At 58.0% G+C, this 25,845-nt stretch carries 24 protein-coding genes and 1 pseudogene; 7 read left to right on the forward strand and 18 right to left on the reverse strand.

Annotated features, from left to right (window positions below):
* Positions 1-32 precede the first annotated feature (32 nt).
* Both purN and EZJ17_RS03235 read left to right on the forward strand, forming a co-directional pair.
* The gene (purN, locus tag EZJ17_RS03230; RefSeq protein ID WP_151086101.1) at positions 33-653 is read left to right on the forward strand and encodes a phosphoribosylglycinamide formyltransferase; all 621 of its coding nucleotides are present in this window, start codon (positions 33-35) and stop codon (positions 651-653) included.
* Between the two features lie 167 nt (positions 654-820).
* Positions 821-1,438, forward strand: a complete 618-nt coding sequence (locus EZJ17_RS03235; RefSeq protein ID WP_151086104.1) for a DUF4189 domain-containing protein — start codon at positions 821-823, stop codon at positions 1,436-1,438.
* Between the two features lie 112 nt (positions 1,439-1,550).
* On the opposite strand, the gene EZJ17_RS03240 is transcribed toward EZJ17_RS03235, so the two are convergent.
* The 7 genes and pseudogenes from EZJ17_RS03240 to EZJ17_RS03270 form a co-directional block, all read right to left on the reverse strand.
* A complete protein-coding gene (locus EZJ17_RS03240) occupies positions 1,551-2,438 on the reverse strand; it encodes a lipid A biosynthesis lauroyl acyltransferase (protein ID WP_151086106.1) in 888 nt (295 codons plus the stop codon).
* 136 nt (positions 2,439-2,574) lie between these two features.
* Positions 2,575-3,369: a serine O-acetyltransferase gene (gene cysE / locus EZJ17_RS03245; protein WP_151086108.1), complete on the reverse strand. Its 795-nt coding sequence runs from the start codon at positions 3,367-3,369 to the stop codon at positions 2,575-2,577.
* 168 nt (positions 3,370-3,537) lie between these two features.
* Complete coding sequence (gene rho, locus EZJ17_RS03250) at positions 3,538-4,797, reverse strand: transcription termination factor Rho (protein ID WP_067439618.1); 1,260 nt, start codon at positions 4,795-4,797, stop codon at positions 3,538-3,540.
* Between the two features lie 252 nt (positions 4,798-5,049).
* On the reverse strand, positions 5,050-5,376 hold the full coding sequence (gene trxA / locus EZJ17_RS03255; RefSeq protein ID WP_003823052.1) for a thioredoxin TrxA: 327 nt from the start codon (positions 5,374-5,376) through the stop codon (positions 5,050-5,052).
* A gap of 273 nt (positions 5,377-5,649) precedes the next feature.
* Positions 5,650-5,830: pseudogene (locus EZJ17_RS03260) on the reverse strand (DUF2788 domain-containing protein).
* A gap of 131 nt (positions 5,831-5,961) precedes the next feature.
* Positions 5,962-7,350, reverse strand: a complete 1,389-nt coding sequence (gene argH, locus EZJ17_RS03265) for an argininosuccinate lyase (protein WP_067444593.1) — start codon at positions 7,348-7,350, stop codon at positions 5,962-5,964.
* A gap of 31 nt (positions 7,351-7,381) precedes the next feature.
* The gene (locus tag EZJ17_RS03270; RefSeq protein WP_067439614.1) at positions 7,382-8,164 is read right to left on the reverse strand and encodes a hypothetical protein; all 783 of its coding nucleotides are present in this window, start codon (positions 8,162-8,164) and stop codon (positions 7,382-7,384) included.
* Between the two features lie 170 nt (positions 8,165-8,334).
* Here EZJ17_RS03270 and EZJ17_RS03275 point away from each other — a divergent pair, with 170 nt between their 5' ends.
* Positions 8,335-9,465, forward strand: a complete 1,131-nt coding sequence (locus tag EZJ17_RS03275; protein ID WP_067439611.1) for an anhydro-N-acetylmuramic acid kinase — start codon at positions 8,335-8,337, stop codon at positions 9,463-9,465.
* A 303-nt stretch (positions 9,466-9,768) separates the two neighbouring features.
* On the opposite strand, the gene pepN is transcribed toward EZJ17_RS03275, so the two are convergent.
* From pepN to EZJ17_RS03305, 7 genes are all read right to left on the reverse strand, one after another.
* Entirely contained in the window at positions 9,769-12,438 is a 2,670-nt protein-coding gene (gene pepN, locus EZJ17_RS03280; RefSeq protein WP_067439608.1) for an aminopeptidase N, read from the reverse strand.
* 316 nt (positions 12,439-12,754) lie between these two features.
* A complete protein-coding gene (locus EZJ17_RS03285; RefSeq protein ID WP_151086110.1) occupies positions 12,755-13,975 on the reverse strand; it encodes a heme biosynthesis HemY N-terminal domain-containing protein in 1,221 nt (406 codons plus the stop codon).
* On the reverse strand, positions 13,972-15,219 hold the full coding sequence (locus EZJ17_RS03290) for a uroporphyrinogen-III C-methyltransferase (RefSeq protein ID WP_067439600.1): 1,248 nt from the start codon (positions 15,217-15,219) through the stop codon (positions 13,972-13,974). Before EZJ17_RS03290 ends, EZJ17_RS03285 begins: the two co-directional genes overlap by 4 nt.
* 82 nt (positions 15,220-15,301) lie before the next feature.
* A complete protein-coding gene (locus EZJ17_RS10260; RefSeq protein WP_156496426.1) occupies positions 15,302-15,475 on the reverse strand; it encodes a hypothetical protein in 174 nt (57 codons plus the stop codon).
* Positions 15,476-15,784: 309 nt separating this feature from the next.
* Positions 15,785-16,375: a CDP-diacylglycerol--glycerol-3-phosphate 3-phosphatidyltransferase gene (gene pgsA / locus EZJ17_RS03295; RefSeq protein WP_067439592.1), complete on the reverse strand. Its 591-nt coding sequence runs from the start codon at positions 16,373-16,375 to the stop codon at positions 15,785-15,787.
* 11 nt (positions 16,376-16,386) lie between these two features.
* Positions 16,387-18,213 (reverse strand): excinuclease ABC subunit UvrC, encoded by a 1,827-nt coding sequence (uvrC, locus tag EZJ17_RS03300; protein WP_067444598.1) that lies wholly within the window; start codon positions 18,211-18,213, stop codon positions 16,387-16,389.
* Between the two features lie 71 nt (positions 18,214-18,284).
* Positions 18,285-18,752, reverse strand: coding sequence for a hypothetical protein (locus EZJ17_RS03305; RefSeq protein WP_067439586.1), 468 nt, complete (start codon positions 18,750-18,752; stop codon positions 18,285-18,287).
* 169 nt (positions 18,753-18,921) lie between these two features.
* Between EZJ17_RS03305 and guaB the strand changes: the two genes are divergently transcribed.
* The 4 genes from guaB (at position 18,922) to dut (ending at position 23,016) form a co-directional block, all read left to right on the forward strand.
* Entirely contained in the window at positions 18,922-20,388 is a 1,467-nt protein-coding gene (guaB, locus tag EZJ17_RS03310; protein ID WP_151086112.1) for an IMP dehydrogenase, read from the forward strand.
* 220 nt (positions 20,389-20,608) lie between these two features.
* Positions 20,609-21,535, forward strand: a complete 927-nt coding sequence (gene fabD / locus EZJ17_RS03315) for an ACP S-malonyltransferase (RefSeq protein WP_067439580.1) — start codon at positions 20,609-20,611, stop codon at positions 21,533-21,535.
* Positions 21,536-21,718: 183 nt separating this feature from the next.
* Entirely contained in the window at positions 21,719-22,465 is a 747-nt protein-coding gene (fabG, locus tag EZJ17_RS03320; protein ID WP_067439577.1) for a 3-oxoacyl-ACP reductase FabG, read from the forward strand.
* A 98-nt stretch (positions 22,466-22,563) separates the two neighbouring features.
* Entirely contained in the window at positions 22,564-23,016 is a 453-nt protein-coding gene (dut, locus tag EZJ17_RS03325) for a dUTP diphosphatase (RefSeq protein ID WP_067444602.1), read from the forward strand.
* Positions 23,017-23,112: 96 nt separating this feature from the next.
* Here the strand turns inward: dut and EZJ17_RS03330 are convergent, their stop codons facing one another.
* From EZJ17_RS03330 to EZJ17_RS03345, 4 genes are all read right to left on the reverse strand, one after another.
* Complete coding sequence (locus tag EZJ17_RS03330) at positions 23,113-24,021, reverse strand: DUF58 domain-containing protein (protein ID WP_067444604.1); 909 nt, start codon at positions 24,019-24,021, stop codon at positions 23,113-23,115.
* On the reverse strand, positions 24,018-24,926 hold the full coding sequence (locus EZJ17_RS03335; protein ID WP_067439568.1) for an AAA family ATPase: 909 nt from the start codon (positions 24,924-24,926) through the stop codon (positions 24,018-24,020). The genes EZJ17_RS03330 and EZJ17_RS03335 overlap by 4 nt, the downstream gene beginning before the upstream one ends.
* Before the next feature lie 111 nt (positions 24,927-25,037).
* The gene (gene rbfA / locus EZJ17_RS03340) at positions 25,038-25,409 is read right to left on the reverse strand and encodes a 30S ribosome-binding factor RbfA (RefSeq protein ID WP_067439562.1); all 372 of its coding nucleotides are present in this window, start codon (positions 25,407-25,409) and stop codon (positions 25,038-25,040) included.
* 21 nt (positions 25,410-25,430) lie between these two features.
* Positions 25,431-25,763 carry a hypothetical protein gene (locus tag EZJ17_RS03345; RefSeq protein ID WP_067439559.1) on the reverse strand — a complete coding sequence of 111 codons (333 nt, stop codon included), beginning with the start codon at positions 25,761-25,763 and terminating at the stop codon, positions 25,431-25,433.
* Between the last annotated feature and the right edge of the window lie 82 nt (positions 25,764-25,845).

Consider the following 25,845-nt stretch of genomic DNA (forward strand, 5'->3'; position numbering starts at 1 on the left):
ATATTCCCCACCACTTTTCAAATGATTACACCATGACCAAAACCGTCATCCTTATTTCCGGCCGCGGCAGTAATATGCAGGCCGTGGTGCAGGCCGATATCCCCAATCTGCACATCGCCGCCGTGCTCTCCGACAACCCACAAGCCTCCGGGCTTGCCTGGGCGGCAGCGCAGGGCATCCATACCGCCGCCCTCAATCCCAAAGACTACCCCAGCTGCGCCGATTTCAACCAAGCCATGCTCGAGATGGTATCTGCCCACGCGCCCGACCTTGTGCTGCTTGCCGGCTATATGCGCATTCTCCCGCCCGAGTTTTGCAGCCGCTTTGCCAATCAAACCATCAACATCCATCCCTCCCTGTTGCCCGCCTTTCCCGGCCTGCACACCCACCAACGCGCCATCGACGAAGGCTGCTGCCTCGCCGGCTGCACCGTGCACTTCGTAACCGATAAGCTCGATTGCGGCCCCATCATCGCCCAAGGCGCCGTGCCCGTGTACGATACCGACACCGCCGACACCCTGGCCGCACGCGTACTGAAAATCGAGCACCAACTGCTGCCGCAAGCCGTGGCCGACTTCGCCGCCGGCAACCTCAGCATCCACGGCAAACGAGTGCACAACCGGCGCACTGCGGGCGAAGCCGGGCAAGATTGAGCGTATGGCAAGCAGGGCAACTTAATATTGTCCACATCAAAAATGTTTTGTTTAACTTTTTCAGGTAGCCTTCAAGCAGCGGGACAGATGTTTACAATATCTTGTATTTTGTTACAATCCGATCATCGGCAATACCCTTTTCCCCCTTTCCAGACAGGAGCGGCAAGATGAAGCAAACCATGATGAACACGGCAGCGGGCGCGTTGGTGGCAGTGCTATTGGGCGGCGCGGGCTTGGCTTGGGCGGATGGTTTCGATCCGTGGCTGGCAGACGGGCTGAACAAGCAAATCCAGCAGAACCGCGAAGCACAACAACAGCCAACCTACCACGGCCCCACCGCCGCCGAAATACGCGCCTGGGAGCAGCGCGAGGCGGAAGTGCAAGCACGTATCGCCCATTTCCGCGCCACGCCGTATTGGATGGCCATCGGCTGGGATCCGGTAAACAAAGGCCTGCTTTGGCCGGGCGGCTACCGTTCGGAACAGCGGGCGATTGAGGCCGTGCAGCAAAATTGCCGCTCATCCCGTTGTGAAATCTTGGCTACCTTTGCCAATAGTTGTGCCGTACTGGTTACGGCCACCGACAGGCCGCAGAGCCGGCGGGATATCTTTGTCGGTATCGACAGAGATGATAGGAGAGCCGCAGTTAAAGCCAGACAGGCCTGTACGGCGGCACGCGGAGAAGGCGATGACCGCTGTTTTTATTCCGAAATCGAAACCGGAAAGGGCGCAGAAGGCACGGCTTTCTGCGTGGGCTACGACCACAGTCTTTACAATCAGCGCTAAAACAGCTGTTTGAGGCTGAAAAGGCTGCTTGAAAAGTATTTTCAGGTAGCCTTTTGGCTGGAATGGGCAGAAAACAGGCCGTTGGAAGATTGGTTTCCAACGGCCTGCATCGTTAGGCGCGGCCGGATTTGGCGTAGAAATCGGGGCTGCCTGCGGGGCGGGTTTTGAAGCGTTTGTGCAGCCAGAAGTATTGCTCGGGCTGTTCGCGCACGCGTTCTTCGATGAAGTGGTTCATGCGCTGTACGTCGGCTTGCACGTCTTCGCTGGGAAAGTTTTCCCAGGCGGGGTAGAAGCGCAGGGTAACGCGGCCGTTGGGCTGGCGGGTGGGGATGGCGGGTACGACTTTGGCCCGGGTAAGGGCGGCGATGCGGGAAAGGCCGGCGATGGTGGCGGTGGGGATGCCGAAGAAGTCGGCGAAGATGGAATCTTTGGGGCCGAAGTCTTGGTCGGGCAGGTAGAGGAAGGGGGCGGGGTCGGCGCGCAGGTGTTTGATGATGGCGCGCAGGCCTTCGGTGCGGCCGATGAGGAAGACGTTGTTGTAGCGGTGGCGGCCGCGCAGGATTTGTTGGTCGAGTACGGGGTTTTTCTGGTGGGAATACATGCTGGTGAGCGGCACGTCTTGGTTGAGCGCGTACACGGCGAGCTCGAAGGCGGTGAAGTGGGGATAAAGCAGGATAACTTTATTCCCGGCGGCGAGTTCGTTGTCGAGATGGTGTTTGTCTTGGTAGCGGACGAGGGATTTGAGCCGCCCGGCGCTGCCATACCAATAGAGGCCGTATTCGAGAATGAGTTTGGCCATGTGGCGGAAGTGGCTTTTGAGCAGGGTTTTGCGCTGTTTTTCACTTAATTCGGGGAAGCACAGGCGCAGGTTGATTTCGCCGATGCGGCGGCGGGGGGCGACGGCGTAATAGGCGAGGCTGCCGATGGCGTCGGCCAGCTTTTGGATGGCGGCGAAGGGCAGCAGCTGGATGAGGTAAAGAAAGAAAAAGGCGGCTTTCATGGGCGGGTGCAATCGGGCAGGTTGCGGGGATTATACAGCGGCGGGCCGGCGGAAAGGGCTACCTGAAATCATCTGCCGGCATGTTAGCCGGGGCAGAAAGCTATTCTGTTTGTTTTCAGGTAGCCTTTATCTGCCATCATGAATCCAAGCTTTGATCCATATCGGCGGAGGGGCGCACATTGCCTTGGCCGATTACGCGGGCGGGCACGCCGACGACGGTGCTGTGGGCGGGCACGTCGTGCACCACCACGCTGCCGGCGCCGACTTTGGCGCATTCGTTCACGCGGATGTTGCCGAGGATGGAGGCATTGGCGCCGATCATCACGCCGTCGCTGATTTTGGGGTGGCGGTCGCCACATTCTTTGCCAGAGCCGCCGAGGGTTACGCCGTGCAGGATGGAGATGTCGTTGCCTAAAACGGCGGTTTCGCCCACCACGAGGCCGGTGCCGTGATCGACCATGATGCCGTGGCCGAAACGGGCAGCGGGGTGGATGTCGATGCCGAACACTTCGGAGGCGCGGTTTTGCAGGAAGTAGGCAAGGGTTTTGCGGCCGTGCTGCCACAACCAGTGGTTGATGCGGTGTGCCTGCACGGCGTGGAAGCCTTTGTAGTAGAGCAGCGGCAGGTAGTAGGCATCGCAGGCGGGGTCGCGTTCGTAGTAGGCGACGATGTCGGCCTGCATGGCTTTGGAGATGCGGGTGTCGCTGTCGAGCGCCTGGAAGAAGATTTCGTTGAGCGCGCGGCTGTCCATCACGGGGCTGGCGAGCTTGCTGGAAAGGTGGAAGGCGAGCACGCGGTCGATGCTGCTGTGGCGCAGCACGGTTTGGTGTAGGAAGCTGGCGAGCATAGGCTCGCTTTGGGCGGCTTGGGCGGTTTCGGCCAGGATGGTTTGCCACAGGGTGCGGCTGTCGGCGTAGTCGAGGGCGGTCATTTTATCGTCACTTCAAACAAGGATACTACTGCGTTGGCTCGCCTTGCTGTACCTGCCTACGGTTCGCCACCTCGTATTCTTTATGGGTTGAAGCGGCGATAACTGGCTTTTAGGCGAATGCGGAATGGGTTTCAGGTAGCCTCACAGGCTACCTGAAATACATCGGGCTTATTTACCGCGCATCAGCTCGAAAAACTCGTCGTTGGTTTTGCTGTCTTTGAGTTTGCCCACCAGGAACTCGGTGGCTTCGAGGTCGTCCATCGGGTGGAGGAATTTGCGCAGCAGCCACATGCGTTGCAGGCGGTCGTTGGAAACGAGCATTTCTTCGCGGCGGGTGCCGGATTTGTTGATGTTGATGGCCGGGAACACGCGTTTTTCGGCCATGCGGCGGTCGAGGTGCAGCTCCATGTTGCCAGTGCCCTTGAATTCTTCAAAAATCACGTCGTCCATGCGGCTGCCGGTTTCCACCAGCGCGGTGGCGATGATGGTGAGCGAGCCGCCTTCTTCGATGTTGCGGGCGGCGCCGAAGAAGCGTTTGGGGCGGTGCAGGGCGTTGGCATCCATGCCGCCGGTGAGGATTTTGCCGGAGGTGGGGGCAACGGTGTTGTAGGCGCGCGCCAGGCGGGTGATAGAATCGAGCAGGATGACCACGTCTTTTTTGTGTTCCACCATGCGCTTGGCTTTTTCAATCACCATTTCGGCTACCTGAACGTGGCGGGCGGCGGGCTCGTCGAAGGTGGAGGCCACCACTTCGCCGCGCACGGAGCGGGTCATTTCGGTTACTTCTTCGGGGCGCTCGTCGATCAGCAGCACAATCAGTACCACTTCGGGATAGTTGGCGGTGATGGCGTGGGCGATGTTTTGCAGCATCACGGTTTTGCCGGTTTTGGGCGGGGCCACCAATAGGGCGCGCTGGCCCATGCCGATGGGGGAAACCAAATCGATGGCGCGGGCGGTGATGTTTTCTTCAGCCTTAATATCGCGTTCGAGTTTGATCGGACGGGTGGGGAAGAGGGGGGTGAGGTTTTCAAACAGGATTTTGTGTTTGCACACTTCGGGGTCGTCGCCGTTGATTTTATCTAGGCGCACGAGGGCGAAGTAGCGTTCGTTATCTTTTGGCACGCGCACGCTACCTTCGATGGTGTCGCCGGTGTGCAGGTTGAAGCGGCGGATTTGGTTGGGGGAAACGTAGATATCGTCGGGGCTGGCCAAATAGGAAGTATCGGTGCTGCGCAAGAAGCCGAAGCCGTCGGGCAGGATTTCGAGCGTGCCGGAGCAGCTGAAGCTCTCGCCCTGTTTCATCATGTGGCGGACGATGGAAAACACCAAATCTTGCTTGCGCAGGCGGTTGGCGTTTTCAATGCCGTGTTGTTCGGCCATTTCCAATAGTTTGGAAATGTGCTGGGTTTGTAGTTCGGAAACGTGCATAAGATTATGTTTTGTGTTGAATAATGGATAAATTGATTAAATGAACGCGCGGTTCAGATAATGGGGAGGGATGGGGGATATGTGTGGGGATGGGTTTGGAAGATTTAAGAGTTTTGGCTGTTATAAGCCGGAGAATAGGGCTGCGCGCCAAAAGTGAGATAGGCGCAAAACGGTGGCATTCTAGGAGCTTGAGTGCGGCTTGTCAAGGAAAGCCACCGCCGAAAGATGCGGCGGTGGCGGAATGAAGTAGTATTACAGTGAAGCGTTCAAGAAATCGGTGAGCTGGCCTTTGCTCAGGGCGCCCACTTTGGTGGCCACGCGCTGGCCGCCGTTGAACACCATCAGGGTGGGAATGCCACGCACGCCGAATTGGGCAGGGGTTTGCTCGTTTTCGTCGATATTCATCTTCACTACTTGCAGCTTGCCTTGGAATTCTTCAGCGATGTCGTCCAGAATCGGGGCGATCATTTTGCAGGGGCCGCACCAAGGAGCCCAGAAGTCGAGCAATACAGGCAGCTCGGCTTTCAATACATCTTTTTCAAAGGCTGCATCGGAGGTGTGGATGATTTGGTTGCTCATGTTTTTTCCTTTCAGATAGGGATTTCGGATGGCAGGCAAGATACGGGTTTCGCCGCAAAATAACAAGACCGGCAGTGCATCGGCAATGGCAGTTATAGTTTCCAACAATGGCCGACAGATGGCGTTATTGAGGCTACCTGAAAATGTGCAGCCGTGGTTTTAACTTCGTTGAAGTTTCGTTTTCTCTTCGTAAAAACTCAGCTTCTGGCAGAAATTTCGTTTAGCTTCGCAGAAACTCGGCTTCCTTCAGAGACCTCGTTTTCAGGTAGCCTTTCAAACAGGGTGCTTCAAAATCAGATTCACCAACACTTCCTTACATCAAAAAGCCCATCACGCCCAAGCCGAGCACAAAAAACGGCATGGCCATGCTGAATTTGCTGGCACCGGATTTTTTGCCCAAGTCCCAAATGATGAAGCCGATGAAGATAACCAGCACGCTGAGGCCGATTTTCATACCTCAGGCGGAAAGTTGGGCTTTGGTCATGATGTTTCCTTTTTAATTAAAATGGTGTGAAGGGCGCATTATATCGCTAAAGTTTGTGCAAGGCAGTGGGGCGGCAACAGGCTATACCTGAAAGATACGCATCATGCGTTTCCTTTCAACATCTCGCGCCAGCGGGCTACCTGAAACTTCACCTGCTCCGGCGCGGTGCCGCCCAAGTGGTTGCGGGCGTTCAGGCTGCCTTCGGGCGTGAGCACTTCATAAACATCGTTTTCAATCAATGTGCTGAAGCCTTGCAGCACGGTGAGCGGCAGGTCGGCAAGGTCGCAGCCTGCTTGTTCAGCGTGGCGCACGGCTTGGGCGACGGCTTCGTGGCTGTCGCGGAAGGGCAGGCCTTTTTTGACCAGGTAGTCCGCCAAATCGGTGGCGGTGGCGAAGCCTTGCAGCACTGCGGCGCGCATGGCTTCGGGTTTCACGGTGATGCCGCGCATCATGTCGGCGTAAATCCGCAGCGTGTCGATAAGCGTGTCCACGGTGTCAAAGAGTGGCTCTTTATCTTCCTGATTGTCTTTGTTATACGCCAGCGGCTGGGATTTCATCAGCATAATCAAACCGGTGAGGTGGCCGATGACGCGGCCGGATTTGCCACGCACGAGTTCGGGCACGTCGGGGTTTTTCTTCTGCGGCATGATGCTGGAACCGGTGCAGAAGCGGTCGGCGATGTCGATGAAGCCGAAGCGGGGCGACATCCACAAAATCAGTTCTTCGGACAGGCGGCTCAAATGCACCATCACCAGCGAGGCGGCGGCGGTGAATTCGATGGCGAAGTCGCGGTCGGATACGGCATCAAGCGAGTTTTGGCAGATTTGTTCGAAGCCCAACAGCGCGGCGGTGGTTTCGCGGCGGACGGGGAAGGTAGTGCCGGCCAGCGCGGCAGCGCCCAGCGGCATGCGGTTGGTGCGGCGGCGGCAGTCGGCCATGCGTTCGTCGTCGCGGCCGAACATTTCCACATAGGCCAGCAGGTGGTGGCCGAAGCTGACGGGCTGGGCGACCTGTAAATGCGTGAAGCCGGGCATGACGGTGGCGGCGTTTTGTTCGGCCAACTCAAGCAGGGCAGCCTGCAAGTCTTTAATCAGGCGGCGGATGGTGGAAATTTCGTCGCGCAGCCACAGGCGGATGTCGGTGGCGACTTGGTCGTTGCGGCTGCGGCCGGTGTGCAGGCGTTTGCCCGCGTCGCCGATTTTGTCGGTGAGGCGGCGTTCGATGTTCATGTGCACGTCTTCCAAATCGAGCGACCATTGCAGGCTGCCTGCTTCGATTTCGGCTTGGATTTCGGCCATGCCGCGCTGAATATCGGCCAAATCCTGCGCGGAGAGCACGCCGGCTTCGTGCAGCATCTGCGCGTGTGCGAGCGAGCCTTGGATGTCCCAGCGGGCAAGGCGTTGGTCGAAATGGATGGAGCCGGTGTATTGTTTGACGAGTTCGGACACAGGCTCATTGAAACGGCCGGACCAGGTTTTTTGCTTGCTCATGGAGTTTCCTTCTATTGGGTAAAGTAAATTTTTAGGCTGCCAGGCGCCCGGTTAGCCAGTATTTGCCGCTAATGACATTGCCAGTTTGCGGCGCATGCTCCAACATATCGCTTGGGAATACCGCTTGCAGCGTGCCGCCGTGGGTTTCGATCAGGCAGCAGTAGAAATCATTGCCCGATAATTCGTTGCGGCGCGTTTCGGCTGCGCGCACAGTGCCGATAAACCATGCACTCGCTTTGGCTGGATTTTCCGCATTATCGGAAGATTGAAACATACCCAACGGGGTGAAGAATGTGCTGCTTAATGGCAGTTCAGGGTCTTGTTGCGCTTCAAATGCGGCTTCATCGGCAAAAATATCAGCCTCTTCGGCAAAGGCACACAGGCGGATTTGGCAGCTGGTGCTTTCTGATTGCTCGGGGAAGCTGGCCAAATCGGGGGTGTCAAACACGAAAGGATAACTGCCGCCCAGCCATTCGCCGTCTTTCCATTCGCTGCCGTTCATCCAGGCCTGCACCGAGCCTGTGCCGTCGCCATAGCCGCTGGGGAACACAGCATCTATGCCTACGGTGTGCAGGCTACCTGAAAAATAGGGTTCGGCGCAGAGCAGGCTGTCGTCGTTTGAAAAGCCCAGCCATAATTCCGCGCCGCTGGGATCGGAATACACCATATAGTTGTCGGCAGGCTCGGCTTCGGAAGAGTGCTCTTCCGTGTCGTCCTCATTTTCGGCAAGTGTGCGCAGGGCCTGGCGGATGAGGTCGTTCAGCTCGTCGTTGCTGTTGATAGTAGGGAAGCCGATAGCGGAATAGTGGCTCATGAGTGTCCTTAATACGGCAAATCGTAAACATAGCGTTTCAGGTAGCCTTATCGCGGCGGAGGCTACCTGAAAGCAGTACGGGCATTATAGTCCAATCCGCCAATGGGGCTACCTGAAAACAGCTGCCGTTCGCTATATAATGCCGCCGTCTTTCCCACATAATCCGCACCATGACCCAATACTATATCGGCCTGATGTCCGGCACCAGCATGGACGGCGTAGATGCCGTGCTGGCGGCTTTTGACGGCACCCAATGGCAGGGCGCGCTCGGCCATTTTGCCGTGCCCTACAGCGATGATTTGCGCCGCCGCCTGCTGGATTTGCAAAACCCCTGCGGCAACGAAATCCACCGCAGCGAAGTGCTCGCGCAAGAGTTGGCCGAGCTTAATGCCCAAGCCGTGAACGGCCTGCTGGCACAGCAAAAGCTTGCCCCGCGCAATATTGCCGCCATCGGCGCGCATGGCCAAACCGTGCGCCATGCCCCCGAACACGGCTACACCGTGCAGCTCATCAATCTGCCACTCTTGGCCGAGCTCACCGGCATCGACACCGTGGGCGACTTCCGCCGCCGCGATATGGCCGGCGGCGGCCAAGGCGCGCCGCTCGTGCCCGCCTTCCATCAGGCCGTGTTCGGCAGCCCGGAGTATGGCCGCGTGGTGCTCAATATCGGCGGCATTGCCAACATCAGCGTGTTGCAACCGCATGCCGATGCCAGCGGCTTCGACACCGGCCCCGGCAATATGTTGGCCGATGCCTATATGCAGCACCATTTCGGCCAAGCCTGCGACCGAGACGGTGCCCTTGCCCGCAGCGGCCGCGTTATCCCCAAACTGCTGCAAACCCTGCTGGCACACCCTTATTTCCACTGCACCCCGCCGAAAAGCACCGGCCGCGATTTGTTTTCCCTCGATTGGCTGCAAGGCTACCTGAAAAACAGCGAAATCAGCATACAGCCGCCGGAAAGCAGCTACGCCCCCGCTGATATCGTGCGCACCCTCAACGCCCTCACCGCACAAAGCATCGCCGACGCCATTGCCGCCCATGCCCCAGGCGTGCGCGAAGTGTTTGCCTGCGGCGGCGGCGTGTTCAACCCCGTGCTGATGGCCGAGCTCTCCGGCAGGCTCGCCCCGCTCGGCATCTGTACCGCCACCACCGACGAGCTGAACCTGCCGCCGCAATGGGTGGAAGCCGCCGCCTTCGCCTGGCTCGCCGCCTGCCGCGTGTGCCGCGAGCCGGGCAACCCCCACGCCGCCACCGGCGCGAAACAGCCCTATATCCTCGGCGCTTGGCATTGCGCGTGAGCCAGTGCAGACCATGCTGCCGGTAGGGAGGATCCCTGTTGTCTAGGCGCTTGAGTTAAAAGGCTACCTGAAATTTTCAGGTAGCCTTTTGTTTATAGAGGATTAATACTTCAATACGGACAGTAAACCGCCGGCTGTGCAGCGATATGGCAAGTGTAGCCATGCTGTAGCAGAAGTGGAGTGGGTTTGTTATAGGCTGGGCGTCTGCTATCCGCGCATTTGTGTTCAAAGGCTACCTGAAATTTTAGCTTCGCAGAAACTTTGCTACACGGTGTTTTCAGGTAGCCTTTTGTTGTCTCCCTCCTATGCAGAAGCCTGCAAAATCTTGCCGATGATTTCACCGCTGTCTTTGGAGAGGGCGGGGTTTACGGCGAGTTTTTGCAGCTCGGCGCGCATCAGGCTGCGGCGCTGCGGTTCGAGCTGGGCGCAGATGTTGAAGGCTTGGGCGAGGCGGGCGGCGATTTGGGGGTTGAAGCGATCGATGCGCCCGATTTGGTCGGCGAGGAAGGCGTAGCCGCTGCCGTCTGCTGTGTGGAAGTGCGGCACGTTGCGGCTGAAGCTGCCGAGCAGGGAGCGAGTTTTGTTGGGGTTTTCTAGGCTGAAGGCGGGGTGTTCGAGCGCGGCGGCCACTTGCGCGGGTGTGTCGGCGCGGTGGCTGGCAGCAATCAAGCTGAAGTATTTGCACATCACAAGGTCGTCGCTGTGGAATTTGGCGGCGAATTGTTCGAGAAGGCGGTTGCGCTCGGGGCGCTCGTTGTGGTTGATGGCGCTGAGGATGCCCCATTCGTGGGTCATGTTGCGTGCCATTTGATTGTAGTTGGCGGCCACTTGTTCGATGTGTCCGGGGCGGGCGCGCAGGATGAAGGCGCGGCAGGCGTTGCGCAGGGCGCGCCAGCCTGCTTGTTGCGGATGGTATTCGTAGGGCTCGGCCAGGCCGGATTGCTCTTCTTCCATGCGGCGGGCCTCAGCGTTGAGTGCAGCAAATTGGTCGGCGAAGTGTGCGGCAATCAAATCGAGCAGGGCTTCTCGGGCGCGGTGGACGATGAGCGGATTGACGTTTTGGCGGCCGGCCCAGAGTTCGGCTTCGTTGGGAATGGCGAGCAGGGCGGATTGGAAGGCGGCGCTGATGTCGGCACGCAAAACGTAGTCGATGGCTTGCAGCAGGGCGCGGTGCTCAGGCAGGGGGCTACCTGAAAGCAGGGCGGCTTCGTTGGCAGCGATGGCGCGGCGGTAGAGGGTTTGCGCGGCTTCCCAGCGGGCGAAGGGGTCGCTGTCGCAGGCGAGCAGCACGGAGAGTTCGTGTTCGCTATAGGCGTAGTACAGGTTTACTGGGGCGGAGAAGCCGCGCAGCAGCGAGGGAACGACTTGTTGATGGTTGCCTTCAAATTGCAGGGCAACGGTTTCTTCGGCTTGGCGCAGGGTGAGCACGGCTTCGGTTTGCTCCTGTACGCTTTCAGGTAGCCTGAAGGGGATGGGCTGGCCGAAGGTGTCTTCGTCGGCGCTGAACAGGGCGATTTTGAGCGGAATCATCATCGGCTGTTTGGCGGCCATATCGGGAGTGGGCGATATGCTTTGGCGGATGTTCAGCACAAAGCGGTTGTCGGCTTGCAGGCTACCTGAAACCTCCAGCACCGGCGTGCCGGCCTGGCTGTACCACAGGGCGAATTGCTCGAAATCGAAGCTGTTGGCATCGGCCATGGCGGCGCGGAAGTCGTCGCAGGTAACGGCTTGGCCGTCGTGGCGCTGGAAATAAAGCTTCATGCCTTTTTGGAAGCCCTCTTCGCCGAGGAAGGTGTGATACATGCGCACCACTTCGGCGCCTTTTTCATACACGGTGAGGGTGTAGAAATTGTTCATTTCCACATAGCTGGCGGGGCGCACGGGATGGGCGGTGGGGCCGGCGTCTTCGGGGAATTGGTGGGCGCGCAGGAAGGATACGTTTTCAATCCGGCGGACTTCGCGGCTGGCGCGGTCGGCGGAGAATTCTTGGTCGCGGAATACGGTGAGGCCTTCTTTGAGCGAGAGCTGGAACCAGTCGCGGCAGGTAACGCGGTTACCGGTCCAGTTGTGGAAGTATTCGTGGGCGATTACGCCTTCCACGCGCTCGAAATCGGCATCGGTGGCGGTGCGGCTGTCGGCTAGTACGCAGGCGGTGTTGAAAATGTTCAAGCCTTTGTTTTCCATCGCGCCCATGTTGAAGTCGCCCACGGCCACCACCATGAAAATATCCAAATCGTATTCGAGGCCGAAACGGGTTTCGTCCCAACGCATGGCGTGTTTGAGCGATTCGATGCCGAAGCGCACTTTGCCGGCATCTTCGGCACGGGTGAAGAATTCGAGCGCCACTTGGCGGCCGCTTCGGGTGGTGAAGCTGTCACGGGTGCACACCAAGTCGCCGGCCACGAGGGCGAACAGGTAGCTGGGTTTGGCGAAGGGGTCGTGCCATTCGACCCAGTGGCGGTTGTCAGGCAGCGTGCCGTGGCCGGTGCGGTTGCCGTTGGAAAGCAGCACGGGGAAGCGGGCGTGGTCGGCGCTGATGCGGGTGGTGTAGATGCCCATCACGTCAGGGCGGTCGGGGTGGTAGGTGATTTTGCGGAAGCCTTCCGGTTCGCATTGGGTGTAGAGGTTGCCGCCGCTCGCGTAAAGCCCCATCAGGGATTTGTTTTGGTGCGGATAAAGGCGGGTGGCTACGCTCAGCTTGAAGGGTTGGGCGGGGACGTTCGGGATGGATAGGGTGTTGTTTTCTAAAGTGTAGGCGGTTTCAGGTAGCCTTTGGCCGTTGAGCTCGAGGGAAACCAGCTCGGCCGAGCCTTGCAGCACCAATGTGCCGCCGGCATCGGGCTGGGGCTGGATGGAAAGTTCGGCGGTAACGGCGGTATGGTCGTCATACACGTCGAAATTCAGGCGGATGTGCGGCACCAGATATTCGGGGGCGCGGTAGTCTTTGAGGTAGTGTGCGGTTTGCTGGGGCATGACGGGCGGCCTTGTGGAAGAATGGAAAGCGGTCATTTTAGCGCAAAACGGGGATGGATTTTCAGGCAGCCTTATTGGCGGGAGTGGCCGTGTTGTTACACTATTGCCGTTATTGGAGGCATGTGTTGCTACCAAAGCACTTCTCTTTCCAATCGCGCCGATTTGCCTTGACATATTGCTGGTATTGCCTGCGGTTTGCTACTTTGTATGAAAAATCATGGTTTTAGTTATTATCGGCTTGAATAAAGGCTACCTGAAAACAAGCTGAGCAGAAATTGGCAAAGCTTGTTTTCAGGTAGCCTTTTTCCGTATGCCCTTATTCGGCGGCGTTTTCGTCGTCTTCTGGGGTGATTTCGGTCAGCACCAGTTGGCGTTGCTGCTCAGCCTGCTCGGGTTTGTCCATTTCGTCGAACACTTTGGCCAGCACCAAGCGTGCTTGGGGAGTGGCTTGGGCTTGCAGACTGGCTTCGAGGTAGCCTTGGGCTTTGCCCCATAGTTGTTTGGCGTAGGCCATTTGGCCGAGGTGCAGCAGCAAGGAGGCGTCTTGCGGTGCGTCGTGCAGCCAGCCTTCCATGGTGTCCATGATTTTCTGCTGTTCGCGCGGGCTCAGGTAGCGGGCGGCTTCAATCATGGGCGGCAGGAGCTGGGCATTACGATGCTTGGGATAGTGGGCTTTTACCCATTTCACCACACGGGGATACTGGCCGATTTGCAGCATTTTTTCGGCGATCGGGGCGCAGAGTTCGCCTTCCTGTATTTCTTTGGGAATGCGGCCGAGGCAGGCTTTAAGGGCGGGATAGTCGGCGGCGAGGGCGAGGAGTTCGCGCCAAGCCCATTCGCGGTATTGGGCGGCTTCGGCGGCGTTGAGGGCGGAAGCTTTTTCCAGCTTGGCCACGCGGTCGAGCACTTCCAAGGGGTTGTTTTGCTCGAACATATAGCGCAGCTGCAGGCGTACCAGGCGGGTGAGCTTGGGGTTGATGGCGGCAGCAGCGGCCAGGGCGGCCTCGGCGGCGGGATAATCCTGCCGGTTGAGCGCGGATTCGGCTTCGAGCAGGTGGCGCGAGAGCTGGGCTTTATGCGGCAGCTGGGCGATTTCTTTCAGGTAGCCTTCACGCTTAGCATCGTCGCCCATTTGGTCGGCGCTATGCACGGCGAGCATCAGGGCGAGGGTGCGGTTGTGACCGGCTTCTTTGTTTTCCAGCACTTTGGCGGCTTCTTGCTCGGCGTGTTGGAATTTGCCTTCAAAGTAGGCGAGGCCGGCTTTGTTGAGCGCAGTTTCGGCATGATGCGCCTGGCGGCTGCGGCCGAAGCGGCGCACGCGGCCGGGAATGTTGATGATGCCGTTAATCAGGCGCAGCAGCAGGTAGAGCAGCACCACGAACACGAGCATGGCGCCCACAAATAAATGCAGGTTTACCGCAATCTGGGTTTGGGTTTGATCGATAACGATATACACGTTGCCACTGTAATGCTGCGCGGCAATGGTGAGGCCGACTGCGGCGGCAAACAGCACGATAATCCAAATCAGGCCTTTCATGATTCAATCCCCTTGTGAGCGGCGGAAGCCTGAGCCGGCGCTGGAAGCGCGGGGGCGGAGGCTGCCGGTGTGGGTTGGCTGGCCGGCGCGGGCACGGAAACGGGCGCGGCAGGCTGCGAAGCGGCAGCTTCAGAAGCGGCTTCAGGCTGGCCGAGGATTTCGCCTTGGCGCTGCTGGCGGTAGTCGGCGATGGCTTTCAGGCTGGCAGAAAGGCTGTCGCCCACGTTGCCGCTACCCGGCTGGATGGCTTTGAGCTGGGCGATTTCGCGCAGCCAGGATTGGGCCGCGGGGGTAGCAGCGTCAAAGTATTGGCGCACGGCGTTTTCCGAGGCGGCCAGGTCGTTTTGGTAAATATCGTTTTGACGCTGCATCAGAGCCACGCGGGCAGAGAGCAGGTGTAGGCGCAGGTTTTCGCGCACATAAAATGCCTGTTCGGGCGACATCAGGAGCGCATCGGTGCTATTGAGGCGGCGGATTTCCACCATGCCTTTGAGACCGCCGAGAGTGCGGTTCCAGGCTTGGCGCCACCACGGATCATTTGGCGAGGTGGCAGCAGGTGCGGCGGCTTGCGGCGGGCGCAGGCTGGAATCGGCCAAGAGCGGCAGTGCGCCTACGGCGGCTTCCAGGCGGCTCAAGCGCAGCGCGGCATTGGCGGTGTCGGTGAAGGGGCGCTGGCGCAGTTTGGCCAAGTCGGCACTAACGGCCTGCTTCAAAGGCAGCAGCTGCGGCTGCTCGAAACGCGCCAAACGGGCATCCAGTCCTTCGAGCACAGCCACGGCGGCAGGCACATTGTCGGCAATCACCAGCTGCTGACCGGCCAGATTGAGCGCGGCCTCGGCTTCGTCCACCACCCAGTCGCTACGGGTTTTCAGCAGCTCTTGCAGGGCGCGGTTGTTGGCGGCAACTTCAGCCTGCTGGGTTTGCATATCGCTTTGCAGCTGCTTGATTATAGCTTCATTGTCTTGCAGCTTGCGGCCGGCATCGGCCAAGAGGGCGGCATTTTGCGATTCGCCCAAGGCAGCCTGATTGATTTTTTGATCGAACTGGATTTCCTGGCGTTTGAGCAGGTTTTGCCCCTGCACAAACAAAAAGCCGCTGGCACCGAGGCCGAGCACGGCCAGCACGAGGGCAAACGCGCCTAAGCCTTTGCCGCCGGATTTAACAACCACCGGCGCGACAGGGCTGGCCGGGGCGGGAGCGGGAGGCTGTACGGCGGGTACGGATTCGTTTTCCGGTTGGCTCATGCTATTCCTTTCATAATATTCAATCGGTTGTGAGGCTACCTGAAAGCCGGTGTGGCGTTTGCGCACATTGGAATTTCAATTTTCAGGTAGCCTGAGTTAGGTGTTGCCGTTCGGCAATTAAAGCGTTTTCCAACTCTGCAGCCGAACTGAGCAGGCGGATGCGTGCCGCGCCGGCTTGGCTCAATACCTCGGCGATGCGCGGGTGGTGGGCGAAGTATAGCAAGGATTGCAGCCGCTGGGTTAGGCTTGCGGGCATGACGGCGAACAGCGGGCGCACTTGTTCGGCAGAGGTAATTCATGCGGCAGTAGGCTGCGCAGCAGCAAATAGCGCCCAATCAGGAGCAAGCAGCAAGCGTTGGTAGATGTTGGTACAGGTTACCTGAAAATCATAAAAATCCAACCTTCATGTTTTGCCGATGCAAAACAAGGGAAGATTGATGATATTGAGAGCATCGGTGGGTGGGGTAACAAGATGATACGCTTCTCGAATGTTTAAAAATATTTAAATATTATCTGCGCGTTCTGTTTTGCTGTGTTTGTTTTTACCTCGTTGAAGTTTGCGCTATCAGATAGTTTTGGGCGGGCGGGGCTGTTTGAATTCTCTGGAAGCCATTTTGAGGTAGTAGAACATCGACCACAGGGTGAGCACGCAGGCGACGAACATGAGGGTGTTGCCCAGCCAGATGAAGTCGAGGCCGAGGGCGGGCCAGCTTTGCAGCAGCAGCAGGGTGATGGCGGCCATTTGGGCGGCGGTTTTGAATTTGCCAACGGTGGCCACGGCCACGCTGTTGCGTTTGCCCAGCTGCGCCATCCATTCGCGTAGGGCGGAGATGGTGATTTCGCGGCCGATGATAATGATAGCGCAGATGGCCCAGGTGCGGTCGAGGCGGACGAGGAGGATGAGGGCGACAGCCACCATGAGTTTGTCGGCCACGGGGTCGAGGAAGGCGCCGAAGTCGGAGGTTTGCTTCCATTTGCGGGCGAGGTAGCCATCGAACCAGTCGGTCACGGCAGCGAGCACGAATAATGCGGCGGCGCAGGTGTTGACGGTTTGGATACCCACGCGCCAGGAGGCGGGCAGGTAGAAAAGGGCGGTAAATAGCGGAATCATGAGGATGCGCGACCAGGTAAGCAGGATGGGGATGTTCCAGGGCATATTGCGGTCTTTCAGTGTAGGGCTTCGTAGATTTTTTCAGCCAAGGTGCGGCTGATGCCTTCGGTTTGGGCCAAGTCGTCGATACTGGCGGCTTGGATACCGCGCAGGCCGCCGAAGCGGGTGAGCAGGTTGCGGCGGCGCTTGTCGCCCACGCCGGGGATTTCGGCCAGCGAGGAGGTAACGCGGGCTTTGCCACGTTTGCGGCGGTGGCCGGTGATGGCAAAGCGGTGGGACTCGTCGCGCACAGTTTGCAAAAGGTGCAGGGCGGGGTGGTGCGGCGGGAGCTGGGTGATGGTGCCCAAGTGCGGAATAATCAGCTCTTCGAGGCCGGCTTTGCGCTCGGGGCCTTTGGCAATGCCGACCATGGGCAGGCGGATGCCTAAATCCTGCCATACTTGCTGCGCCATGGCCACCTGGCCTTTGCCGCCGTCGATCAGCACCAGGTCGGGCCATTTGCCGTCTTCTTCGTTGCCTTCGGCCAGTTTGCCGTAGCGGCGGGTGAGCACTTCGTGCATGGCGGCATAGTCGTCGCCGGCTTTGGCGGTTTTGATGTTGTAGCGGCGGTATTGGTCGGGGCGCATACTTTGGTTTTCATATACCACGCAGGAAGCGACGGTGGCTTCGCCTTGGGTGTGGCTGATGTCGAAGCATTCGATGCGGTTGAGCTCGGCGGTGGGCAGCTGCAGCAGTTCGGCCAGGGCTTGGACGCGTTGTCCTTGGTTTTGGTTTTGCTGCTGTTTCTGGCGCAGGGCGAGCAGGGCGTTTTGTTCGGCCATTTGCAGCCACACGCGCCGCTCGCCGCTGGTTTTGGCAATAAAGCGGATTTGTTTGCCGTGCTCTTCGATTAGGGCGGTTTGCAGGTTTTCAGGTAGCCTGAAGTTGCTGATGATGATGTCGGGCTTGTCGCGGCCGAGATAATGCTGGGCAACGAAAGCTTCACCATAGGCGGCGGCTTCTTCGGGGGCAAAGTGGCGGCTGTCGGGGAAAAAGCTTTTTTCGCCTACGCGCCGACCATTGCGGATGCTGACCCAGTGGATACAGATGCCGTCTTGTTCGGTGGCGAGGGCGAGGATATCGATGTTGTAGGCGGCGTTAGGGTTGTTGCTGTCGATAAATTGCTGGCTCTGGATTTTGCCCAGGGCTTGGATTTGGTCGCGGTAGCGGGCAGCGTGTTCGAAGTCGAGCGTTTCGGCGGCCTGCTGCATTTTGGCGGTGAGGTTTTGCAGCAGGCGGTCGGCTTTGCCGTTGAGGAAGGTGGCGGCTTCTTCCACGCTGGTGCGGTAGTCTTCCTGTGAAATGTGGCCGACACAGGGAGCGGAACAGCGTTTGATTTGGTAGAGCAGGCAGGGGCGGTCGCGGTGTTCGAATACGCTGTCTTCGCAGGTGCGCAGCAGGAAAACTTTCTGCAAAATCTGAATGCTGTCGCGCACGGCATAGCTATTGGGGTAGGGGCCGAAGTATTGGTTGGTTTTCTTCAGGCTGCCGCGGTAGTAGGCCATCTGTGGGTAGTCATGCCCAGTGAGCATGAGGTAGGGGTAGGACTTGTCGTCGCGAAACAGGATATTGTATTTGGGCGACAAAGCCTTGATGAAGTTGTTTTCGAGAATCAGCGCTTCGGTTTCGGAGCGGGTTACCGTGATTTCGATATGAGTAATCTGCCGTACCATCAGGGCAATGCGCGGGGATAAGTCATTTTTTTGAAAATAGCTGCCCACGCGACGTTTGAGGTTGACGGCTTTGCCAACGTACAAAACCTGCCCATCCTTATTCGAAAAGCGGTAAACGCCGGGCAGGTTGGGCAGGTTGCTGATAATGGCATGCGGGTCGAAATCAGACATGGCCGAAGGTTTGCTGGAAAGTGAAACGGCAAGACCGGACGGCCGGCTGAATCAAACCGGCTGGAGCGCCGTTAGTTGCAGAATTGATTTACGTTGCTCTGATATTGCTGAACAAGCTGCTCGCGGTTTTGGATGCGGGCAGTTTGCGCGTGTTGCAGGTTGATTTTGGCAGTGCTGCAGGCGCTGGCACGGGCGGCCTCATTTTCTTCGCGCACTTTGCGGTTGGCATCTTCAATAGCTTTGTTTTCTTCAAGCTGTTTTTGGTTGGCCATGGCCTGTAAATCGGCAGCGGAGATTTCACCGTTGTTGTTCTGCACCTGTGGTAGCTGGTTTTGTTGGTGGCCGGCAGGGGCAGCGGCGGGACGCGAGGTTTGGGTGCGCACATTCACAATGTTGCTGGTGGCGGGAATGAGGTTTTTCGGCACATCGGAATAGGTGGGGCTGCGGCCATTCCATTGGTACACGTCCTCTGCCATCAGGCTACCTGAAAACAACATGGTTGCGGCGCAGGCGGCCAGCAAGGTTAATTTTTTATTCATTTGAGCGGTCTTCCCGTTGAGTCATAGTTACACAATCGGTTTCCATTGTACTTCAACTGGTGGCCTGCTGTCATGCCTGAGGCCGGTTTGTGCTGTTTTGCTTACTAAATGCCGGCAAATTTGCTACAATACGGCCGCATTATTAGCAACCGACAAGAAGGTTTTAATCATGCGAATCGTTGAAAAAGCCTACACCTTTGATGATGTATTGCTTGTTCCCGCTCATTCCCAAGTGCTGCCCAAGCACGTCTCGCTGCAAACCCGCCTTACCCGCAATATTTCCCTCAACATGCCCTTGATTTCCGCCGCCATGGACACCGTTACCGAGGCGCGATTGGCCATTTCTATGGCACAAGAGGGCGGCATCGGCATTATTCATAAGAATATGAGCATTAAACGCCAAGCCGAAGCAGTGGCCAAGGTGAAACGGCACGAAAGCGGCGTGGTGAAAGATCCGATTACGATTGTGCCGGAAATGTTGGTTGGCCAGCTGTTGGAAATGCGTGCACAACGCAAGCGGCAGATGTCCGGCCTGCCGGTGGTGCAGGACGGCAAACTGGTGGGCTTGGTTACCAACCGTGATTTACGCTTTGAAACCCGCCTCGACCAACCGGTGTCTGCCATTATGACGCCCCGGGCCGAATTGGTTACCGTGCCTGAGGGCACCAGCATTGAAGACGCGCGCGAACTGATGCATCAGCATAAGGTCGAGCGCGTTTTGGTTGTGAACGCCCAAGACGAGCTCAAAGGCCTGATCACGGTGCGCGATATTTTGAAAACCACCGAATTCCCCTATGCCAATAAAGACCAAGACGGCCGCTTGCGCGTAGGTGCTGCGGTGGGCGTGGGCCCGGAAACCGACGAACGCGTAGCCGCCCTGGTGGCTGCCGGGGTGGACGTGATTGTGGTGGACACCGCACACGGCCACAGCCAAGGTGTTTTGGATCGGGTGCGTTGGGTGAAGGCATACTTCCCGCAAGTGCAGGTAATTGGCGGTAATATTGCCACTGCACAGGCGGCACGCGATTTGGTGGCTGCCGGGGCAGATGCAGTGAAAGTGGGCATCGGCCCGGGCTCGATTTGCACCACCCGCATCGTGGCCGGCGTGGGCGTGCCGCAGCTGACGGCGATTCACAACGTGGCCGAGGCGCTCAAAGGCACCGGCGTGCCGCTGATTGCCGACGGCGGCATCCGCTTCTCCGGCGACGTGGCCAAAGCCTTGGCTGCCGGCGCCTCCACCGTGATGCTGGGCGGCATGTTTGCCGGCACAGACGAAGCACCGGGCGAAATCGAGCTCTATCAAGGCCGCTCCTACAAATCCTATCGCGGCATGGGTTCGCTGGGCGCGATGAGCCAAGGCTCGTCCGACCGCTATTTCCAAGACAAACAAGATAGCGCCGACAAATACGTGCCCGAGGGCATCGAAGGCCGCGTGCCGTATAAAGGGCCGATTGTGAACATTATCCACCAGCTGGTGGGCGGCTTGCGCTCCAGCATGGGCTATTTGGGCTGCGCCAATATTGCCGAAATGCACGAAAAGGCCGAGTTTGTGGAAATCACCGCCGCCGGCATGAGCGAATCGCACGTGCACGATGTGCAGATTACCAAAGAAGCTCCGAACTACCACGGGCGCTGATTAGGCTTGTTAGATATAAGGCTACCTGAAATTTTGAAATCAACATTTTCAGGTAGCCTGTTTGTGGCAGAATTCGGTTAACCTTGCCATACTGCCCAGCTGTTTCAAAACACTTTAAGCCCGATTGGCCAAGCTAAAAGGCTACCTGAAAAATCTGAATACCGCTTTCAGGTAGCCTGTACGCTTCCAAAGCAACACTCTTAATACAGAAGGAAACCCCATGTCTTTTGCCTTTTTCTTCCCCGGCCAGGGCTCGCAGAGCCTGAATATGATGGCCGGTTTCGACGGCAGCGCTGTTGTCCGCCAAACCTTTGAGCAGGCCTCCGCCGCGCTGGGCGAGGATTTGTGGGCGATGATGAACGGCGAAGATGCCGCGCTCATCGGCCAAACCGTCAACACCCAGCCCTTGATGCTCGCCGCCGGTGTGGCCACCTACCGCGCCTACCTCGAAGCGGGCGGCAAAATCCCCGCCGCCGTGGCCGGGCACAGCTTGGGCGAATACAGCGCACTAGTGGCTGCCGGCAGCCTGGATTTTGCCGATGCCGTGCGCCTGGTGCGCCTGCGTGCCGAGCTGATGCAGTCGGCCGTGCCGCAGGGGCAGGGCGCGATGGCTGCCATTTTGGGGCTGGAAGACGATGCCGTGCGCCAAATCTGCGCCGCTGCCGCGCAAGGGCAGGTGGCTGAGGCGGTGAACTTCAATTCGCCCGGCCAAGTGGTGATTGCCGGTGATGCCGCTGCGGTGGAACGCGCCATGGCTGCGGCCAAAGAAGCCGGTGCCAAACGTGCGCTGCCGCTGCCTGTGTCTGTGCCTTCTCACTGCAGCCTGATGAAGCCTGCCGCCGAAAAACTGGCCGCTGCCCTGCAAAATGTGGTGCTGAATGCGCCGCAAATCCGTGTGGTCAACAACGTGGACGTGGCTTCCTACACCGACTCCGCGCAAATCAAAGACGCGCTGGTGCGCCAGCTTTACAGCCCGGTGCGCTGGACGGAAACTGTGGCGCTCCTCGTGCGCGAAGGCATCGTCGAATCCGCCGAATGCGGTCCCGGCAAAGTGCTGGCCGGCCTGGCCAAACGCATCGACAAAGCCGCGGTGTGCGCCGCGCTCGTTTCGCAGGAAGCGATGGACACATTTATCGCCGCCCATTAAGCTTTCAGGTAGCTTTTGGTTGCTACTGAATTGAACCATTATCTGAAAACCTATAGCGGATTAATACACTGTTTGATACAAGGTGACGAGTCATAAACAGTACAGTAGTACGGCAGGCGAGCCAATCGTAGCGAAAATTAATCTAATCTGCTATATCTAACTCTTAACACAAGGAATCCCAATATGCTTACCCAAAATCTATCTCAAAAAATTGCATTGGTTACTGGAGCTTCACGTGGTATCGGTGCTGCCATTGCTTCCACGCTGGCGCAAGCTGGTGCTACGGTGATTGGTACCGCTATTACCGAAGAAAGCGCAGTTGCTGTTGGCCGGCAGTTGGAACCTTGGCAGGGACATGGTCGTGTGCTGGAAATCAATGAAGAAAATAGTATCGAAAATTTGATTGCTGGTATCGAAAAAGAATTTGGTAGATTAGATATTTTAGTAAACAATGCCGGTATTACGCGCGATAGTTTGTTGATGCGCATGAAAGAAGAGGAGTGGGATGACATCATGCAGGTCAATCTCAAATCTGTGTTCCGCGCCAGCAAAGCCGTGTTGCGCGGTATGATGAAACAGCGCAGCGGCCGCATCATCAGTATCACCTCCGTGGTGGGCGCGATGGGCAACGCTGGTCAGAGCAATTACGCCGCTGCCAAAGCTGGCTTAATGGGGTTTTCCAAATCACTAGCACGTGAAGTGGGCAGCCGTGGTATCACTGTTAACTGCGTTGCTCCGGGCTTTATTGATACTGTTATGACTCAATCGCTACCAGAGGAAGTTCGTGCTGCTTTTACTGCGCAGACGGCACTAGGTAAGTTCGGTGAGGTTGACGATGTGGCTGCTGCCGTCTTGTTCCTTGCTTCCGAGCAGGCACGCTATATTACTGGTCAAACTCTGCACGTCAATGGTGGTATGCTGATGCCGTAAGTAGCGCAACAGCCATATTTTCAGGTAGCCTGCCGCATGGCATAATGGCTACCTGAAAATTTATTATCATTATAATTCAAACATTTATAGAGACAGCCATGCAACCTACAGTCGAACTTAAAATCCTCAACCCCAAAATGCAAGACTACCTGCCGCACTACGCCACCCCCGGCGCCGCCGGCCTCGATTTGCGCGCCTGTTTGGACGAAGCCGTAGAGTTACCGTCTGGCGGCACATTCCTCGTACCTACCGGCATTGCCATTCACCTAGCCGATCCTGCCTACGCCGCCATGTTGCTGCCGCGCTCCGGGCTGGGTCACAAGAACGGCATCGTGTTGGGCAACCTGGTTGGCCTCATCGATTCCGATTACCAGGGCGAGCTTAAAATCTCGTTGTGGAACCGCAGCAGCGAAGCCTTCATCATCGAGCCGATGGCACGCGTGGCGCAAATGGTGATCGTGCCTGTGGTGCAGCCGCAGTTTAAAGTGGTGGAAGAATTTGCCCAGAGCTCACGCGGTGAAGGCGGTTTCGGCAGCACCGGACGGATGTGAAGCGGGTTTGAAAAAGGCTACCTGAAAACGCAGCGCAGAAAAGTTTCTGCGAAGCTAAAATTTCAGGTAGCCTTTTTTATTGTCGTATACAAGTGCTTACATCACCGCCAGCGCGGCCAGGCATTTTTCGCGCTGGCCGTTTTGCGGGGGGATGGTTTGGCCGGGCAGAATTAATGTGTAGCGCTGGCCGCGGCCGTGGGCTTCGAGCACGCGGTAGCACAGGAGGCCGGCGAGGTGGTCGGCGCTGGTACCGGCGGGATAGTCGGCATAGCTGATGATGTGATCAGCGGCATGGAAGGCGGGTTCTTCGAAGTGTTTGTCGAGCAGGCGGCCGCTTTTGGCGTAGCTTTTCCAGGCGATGTGTTGCAGGGAAGTGCCGGGTTGGTGGTCTTGCAGGAAGGCGAGGTCTTCATTGCCGCCGAGCTTGCGGCGCGGCTCGCCTTCTTCGGCCGGCGTGCTGCCGGGCGGGGCGGTGTGCAGTTGGGGGGCGGGATAGACGAGGCCGTTGTCGGGCCAGTGCCATACGCATTCCACGCTGCTCACGGCAAACGGCCACACGCTGGCGCAGCGCAGTGGCGGCAGGATCAGGCGGCCGCGCCGTGCGGGCAGCACGGGCCAGATGAAGGGTTGGGGCTGCTTGGCGGTAAAGAGGGCAGTGCGGTATTCGGGCTCGGTGTTGCGGCGGTTTTCAGGGGCAAACCAAAGCTGGCGATAGCGGGCTTTGATTGAGGGGGCGGGGAAAAGTTGGATATCGGCAGGCTGCCCTTGGAAGAGTTCTTCGGGCAGGGTGAGGTCGAGGCGCAGGCCGAGCAGTTGGAGGCAATTGAGCAGGGTACCGACAAACAGGAAGCCGGCGAGCCAGAAGGCGACGATATAGGCGAGGTTTACCTGATAGTTGAGCCCGACGAGCCACAACAGGGCAATCATGGCGGCCAGGCTGATGCCGAGCCGGGTGGGCCGCAGGCGCAGGTCGCGTAGGCGCGGGCTGTATTGGTTGGCGCTCACGATACGGCTACCTGAAGCAGCATTTGTTCCAGTAGCTGGGTGATGGATTGGGGTTGCAAGGTTTGCAGGCGATGCCCAGCCACAGCTATCCATACGGCTTTGATGTCTTCCGGCAGCACATAATCGCGGCCGGCCAGGAAGGCCCAGGCTTTGGCGGCTTTAACCACGGCAAGGCCGGCGCGCGGGCTGAGGCCGGTAACGAACAGGCCGGGCTGGCGGGTGGATTGCACCAGCCGGTAAACATAATCGGCAGCCTGCTGCGAGCATTTTACTTGGGCGGCCTGTGCTTGCCATTGGAGCAGGATTTCGGCGTTGCATACGGCTTTGAGCGCGGGCAGCAGTTGGCGGCGGTCGCCTTGGGCGTAGAGCCGGCGTTCGGCTTCTGCAGAGGGATAGCCCAGGGAGAGGCGCATCATGAAGCGGTCGAGCTGGGATTCGGGCAGGGGGAAGGTGCCGAGCTGTTCGATGGGGTTTTGGGTGGCGATCACGAAGAAGGGTTTGGGCAGGCGGTAGGTTTTGCCGTCTACGGAAACCTGTTTTTCCTCCATGGCTTCCAAAAGTGCAGACTGCATTTTGGGCGAAGCACGGTTGATTTCGTCGGCCAGCAGGAAGTGGTGGAAAATGGGGCCGGGATGGAATTTGAATTGGCCGTCGGCAGGTTGGAAGACGTTGATGCCCAAGAGATCGGCAGGCAGCATGTCGTTGGTGAACTGTACGCGGCGGTAGTCGAGGCCGAGCACGGCGGCTAAGCCATGAGCGAGAGTAGTTTTGCCCACGCCGGGCACGTCTTCGAGCAAAACGTGGCCGTCGGCCAGGATGCAGGCCATTAGGTGCTGGAGAACGGTTTCTTTGCCGAGAATCAGGCTGTTGAGTTGGGAGAAGACGTTTTGCAAGTGGGGATTCATAGTGTGGATTATCTGAGTTGTTGTGTGGGTGAGAGGCTACCTGAAAATATTTTTGCTGTGGCGGTATGAAGAAAAGCCCTGTTCAATCAACAGGGCATATTCCCAGGCAGACTAATCTTGCACCGGCTCTTCGGCGGCAACCTGCTCGATCAGCTGGGAGATGCTCATGCCGCGTTCAAGAGATTGGTCGTATTTGAAGTGCAACTCGGGCGTTTTAAACAGCTTGATGCGGCGGGAAAGCTCGCTGCGCAGATGACCCTTGGCATGTTCGAGCGCTTCGGCGGTAATCTCGCGCGTGGCATCGTCAAGCACGGTGTAATACACGGTGGCGTGGCTGTAGTCGCGGGCAAGCTCGACTTCGTTGATGGTAATGAAACCGGCGCGCGGGTCTTTGAGGCCGGTGCGGACGAGCTCGGCCAGCTCGCGCAGGATTTGTTCGCGCACGCGGTCTTGGCGGGCATAGCCGCGGTGGATTTTGGCCATATGGTCTTTCTTGATCAGGGATTATTTCAGTTCGCTGGTGCGGTCGAGCAGGGCATCCATCAACGAGTCGTATTGTTTTTTACGGTGTTGGATGCGCAGTTGGTCGAATTCACCCAGCTGTTCTTCAAAAGTGCGGGTTTTGAAATAGGGCTTCAGGTCGAAGGACTTTTCCAAAAAGCGGATAATATTGAGGTCATTTTCGCGATCGACAGGGCGCAGAGGCAGCCGCCTGGTGAGCACGAAGTTGTCGGGCATGACAAGGGTGGCTACGATGATCGGTTCGTCGTTTTCGTGTTGGCGTATTTCGCGGATTAGGGTAAAAGTTTCAAAGGCATATATTTGTTTGTCGTTCATTTTCGCGTACTCATCAGGGCAGCGGTGGGTATGGTGGGCAAACACGGTGTAAACAAGCGATATGATACGATAACCATCGCCG

It is taken from the genome of Eikenella exigua (genome assembly GCF_008805035.1).
Taxonomy (GTDB): domain Bacteria; phylum Pseudomonadota; class Gammaproteobacteria; order Burkholderiales; family Neisseriaceae; genus Eikenella; species Eikenella exigua.

Coding starts and splice junctions, on each gene's coding strand:
- EZJ17_RS03305 (WP_067439586.1), bottom strand. CDS start 18,752: ATGAATAAAAAATTAACCTTGCTGGCCGCCTGCGCCGCAACCATGTTG.
- argH (WP_067444593.1), bottom strand. CDS start 7,350: ATGAGCAAGCAAAAAACCTGGTCCGGCCGTTTCAATGAGCCTGTGTCC.
- EZJ17_RS03235 (WP_151086104.1), top strand. CDS start 821: ATGAAGCAAACCATGATGAACACGGCAGCGGGCGCGTTGGTGGCAGTG.
- fabG (WP_067439577.1), top strand. CDS start 21,719: ATGCTTACCCAAAATCTATCTCAAAAAATTGCATTGGTTACTGGAGCT.
- rho (WP_067439618.1), bottom strand. CDS start 4,797: ATGCACGTTTCCGAACTACAAACCCAGCACATTTCCAAACTATTGGAA.
- EZJ17_RS03275 (WP_067439611.1), top strand. CDS start 8,335: ATGACCCAATACTATATCGGCCTGATGTCCGGCACCAGCATGGACGGC.
- EZJ17_RS03270 (WP_067439614.1), bottom strand. CDS start 8,164: ATGAGCCACTATTCCGCTATCGGCTTCCCTACTATCAACAGCAACGAC.
- dut (WP_067444602.1), top strand. CDS start 22,564: ATGCAACCTACAGTCGAACTTAAAATCCTCAACCCCAAAATGCAAGAC.
- EZJ17_RS03240 (WP_151086106.1), bottom strand. CDS start 2,438: ATGAAAGCCGCCTTTTTCTTTCTTTACCTCATCCAGCTGCTGCCCTTC.
- guaB (WP_151086112.1), top strand. CDS start 18,922: ATGCGAATCGTTGAAAAAGCCTACACCTTTGATGATGTATTGCTTGTT.
- EZJ17_RS10260 (WP_156496426.1), bottom strand. CDS start 15,475: ATGCCCGCAAGCCTAACCCAGCGGCTGCAATCCTTGCTATACTTCGCC.
- EZJ17_RS03345 (WP_067439559.1), bottom strand. CDS start 25,763: ATGAACGACAAACAAATATATGCCTTTGAAACTTTTACCCTAATCCGC.
- pepN (WP_067439608.1), bottom strand. CDS start 12,438: ATGCCCCAGCAAACCGCACACTACCTCAAAGACTACCGCGCCCCCGAA.
- EZJ17_RS03335 (WP_067439568.1), bottom strand. CDS start 24,926: ATGAATCCCCACTTGCAAAACGTCTTCTCCCAACTCAACAGCCTGATT.
- rbfA (WP_067439562.1), bottom strand. CDS start 25,409: ATGGCCAAAATCCACCGCGGCTATGCCCGCCAAGACCGCGTGCGCGAA.
- fabD (WP_067439580.1), top strand. CDS start 20,609: ATGTCTTTTGCCTTTTTCTTCCCCGGCCAGGGCTCGCAGAGCCTGAAT.
- purN (WP_151086101.1), top strand. CDS start 33: ATGACCAAAACCGTCATCCTTATTTCCGGCCGCGGCAGTAATATGCAG.
- trxA (WP_003823052.1), bottom strand. CDS start 5,376: ATGAGCAACCAAATCATCCACACCTCCGATGCAGCCTTTGAAAAAGAT.
- EZJ17_RS03290 (WP_067439600.1), bottom strand. CDS start 15,219: ATGAGCCAACCGGAAAACGAATCCGTACCCGCCGTACAGCCTCCCGCT.
- pgsA (WP_067439592.1), bottom strand. CDS start 16,375: ATGCCCTGGAACATCCCCATCCTGCTTACCTGGTCGCGCATCCTCATG.
- uvrC (WP_067444598.1), bottom strand. CDS start 18,213: ATGTCTGATTTCGACCCGCATGCCATTATCAGCAACCTGCCCAACCTG.
- EZJ17_RS03285 (WP_151086110.1), bottom strand. CDS start 13,975: ATGAAAGGCCTGATTTGGATTATCGTGCTGTTTGCCGCCGCAGTCGGC.
- cysE (WP_151086108.1), bottom strand. CDS start 3,369: ATGACCGCCCTCGACTACGCCGACAGCCGCACCCTGTGGCAAACCATC.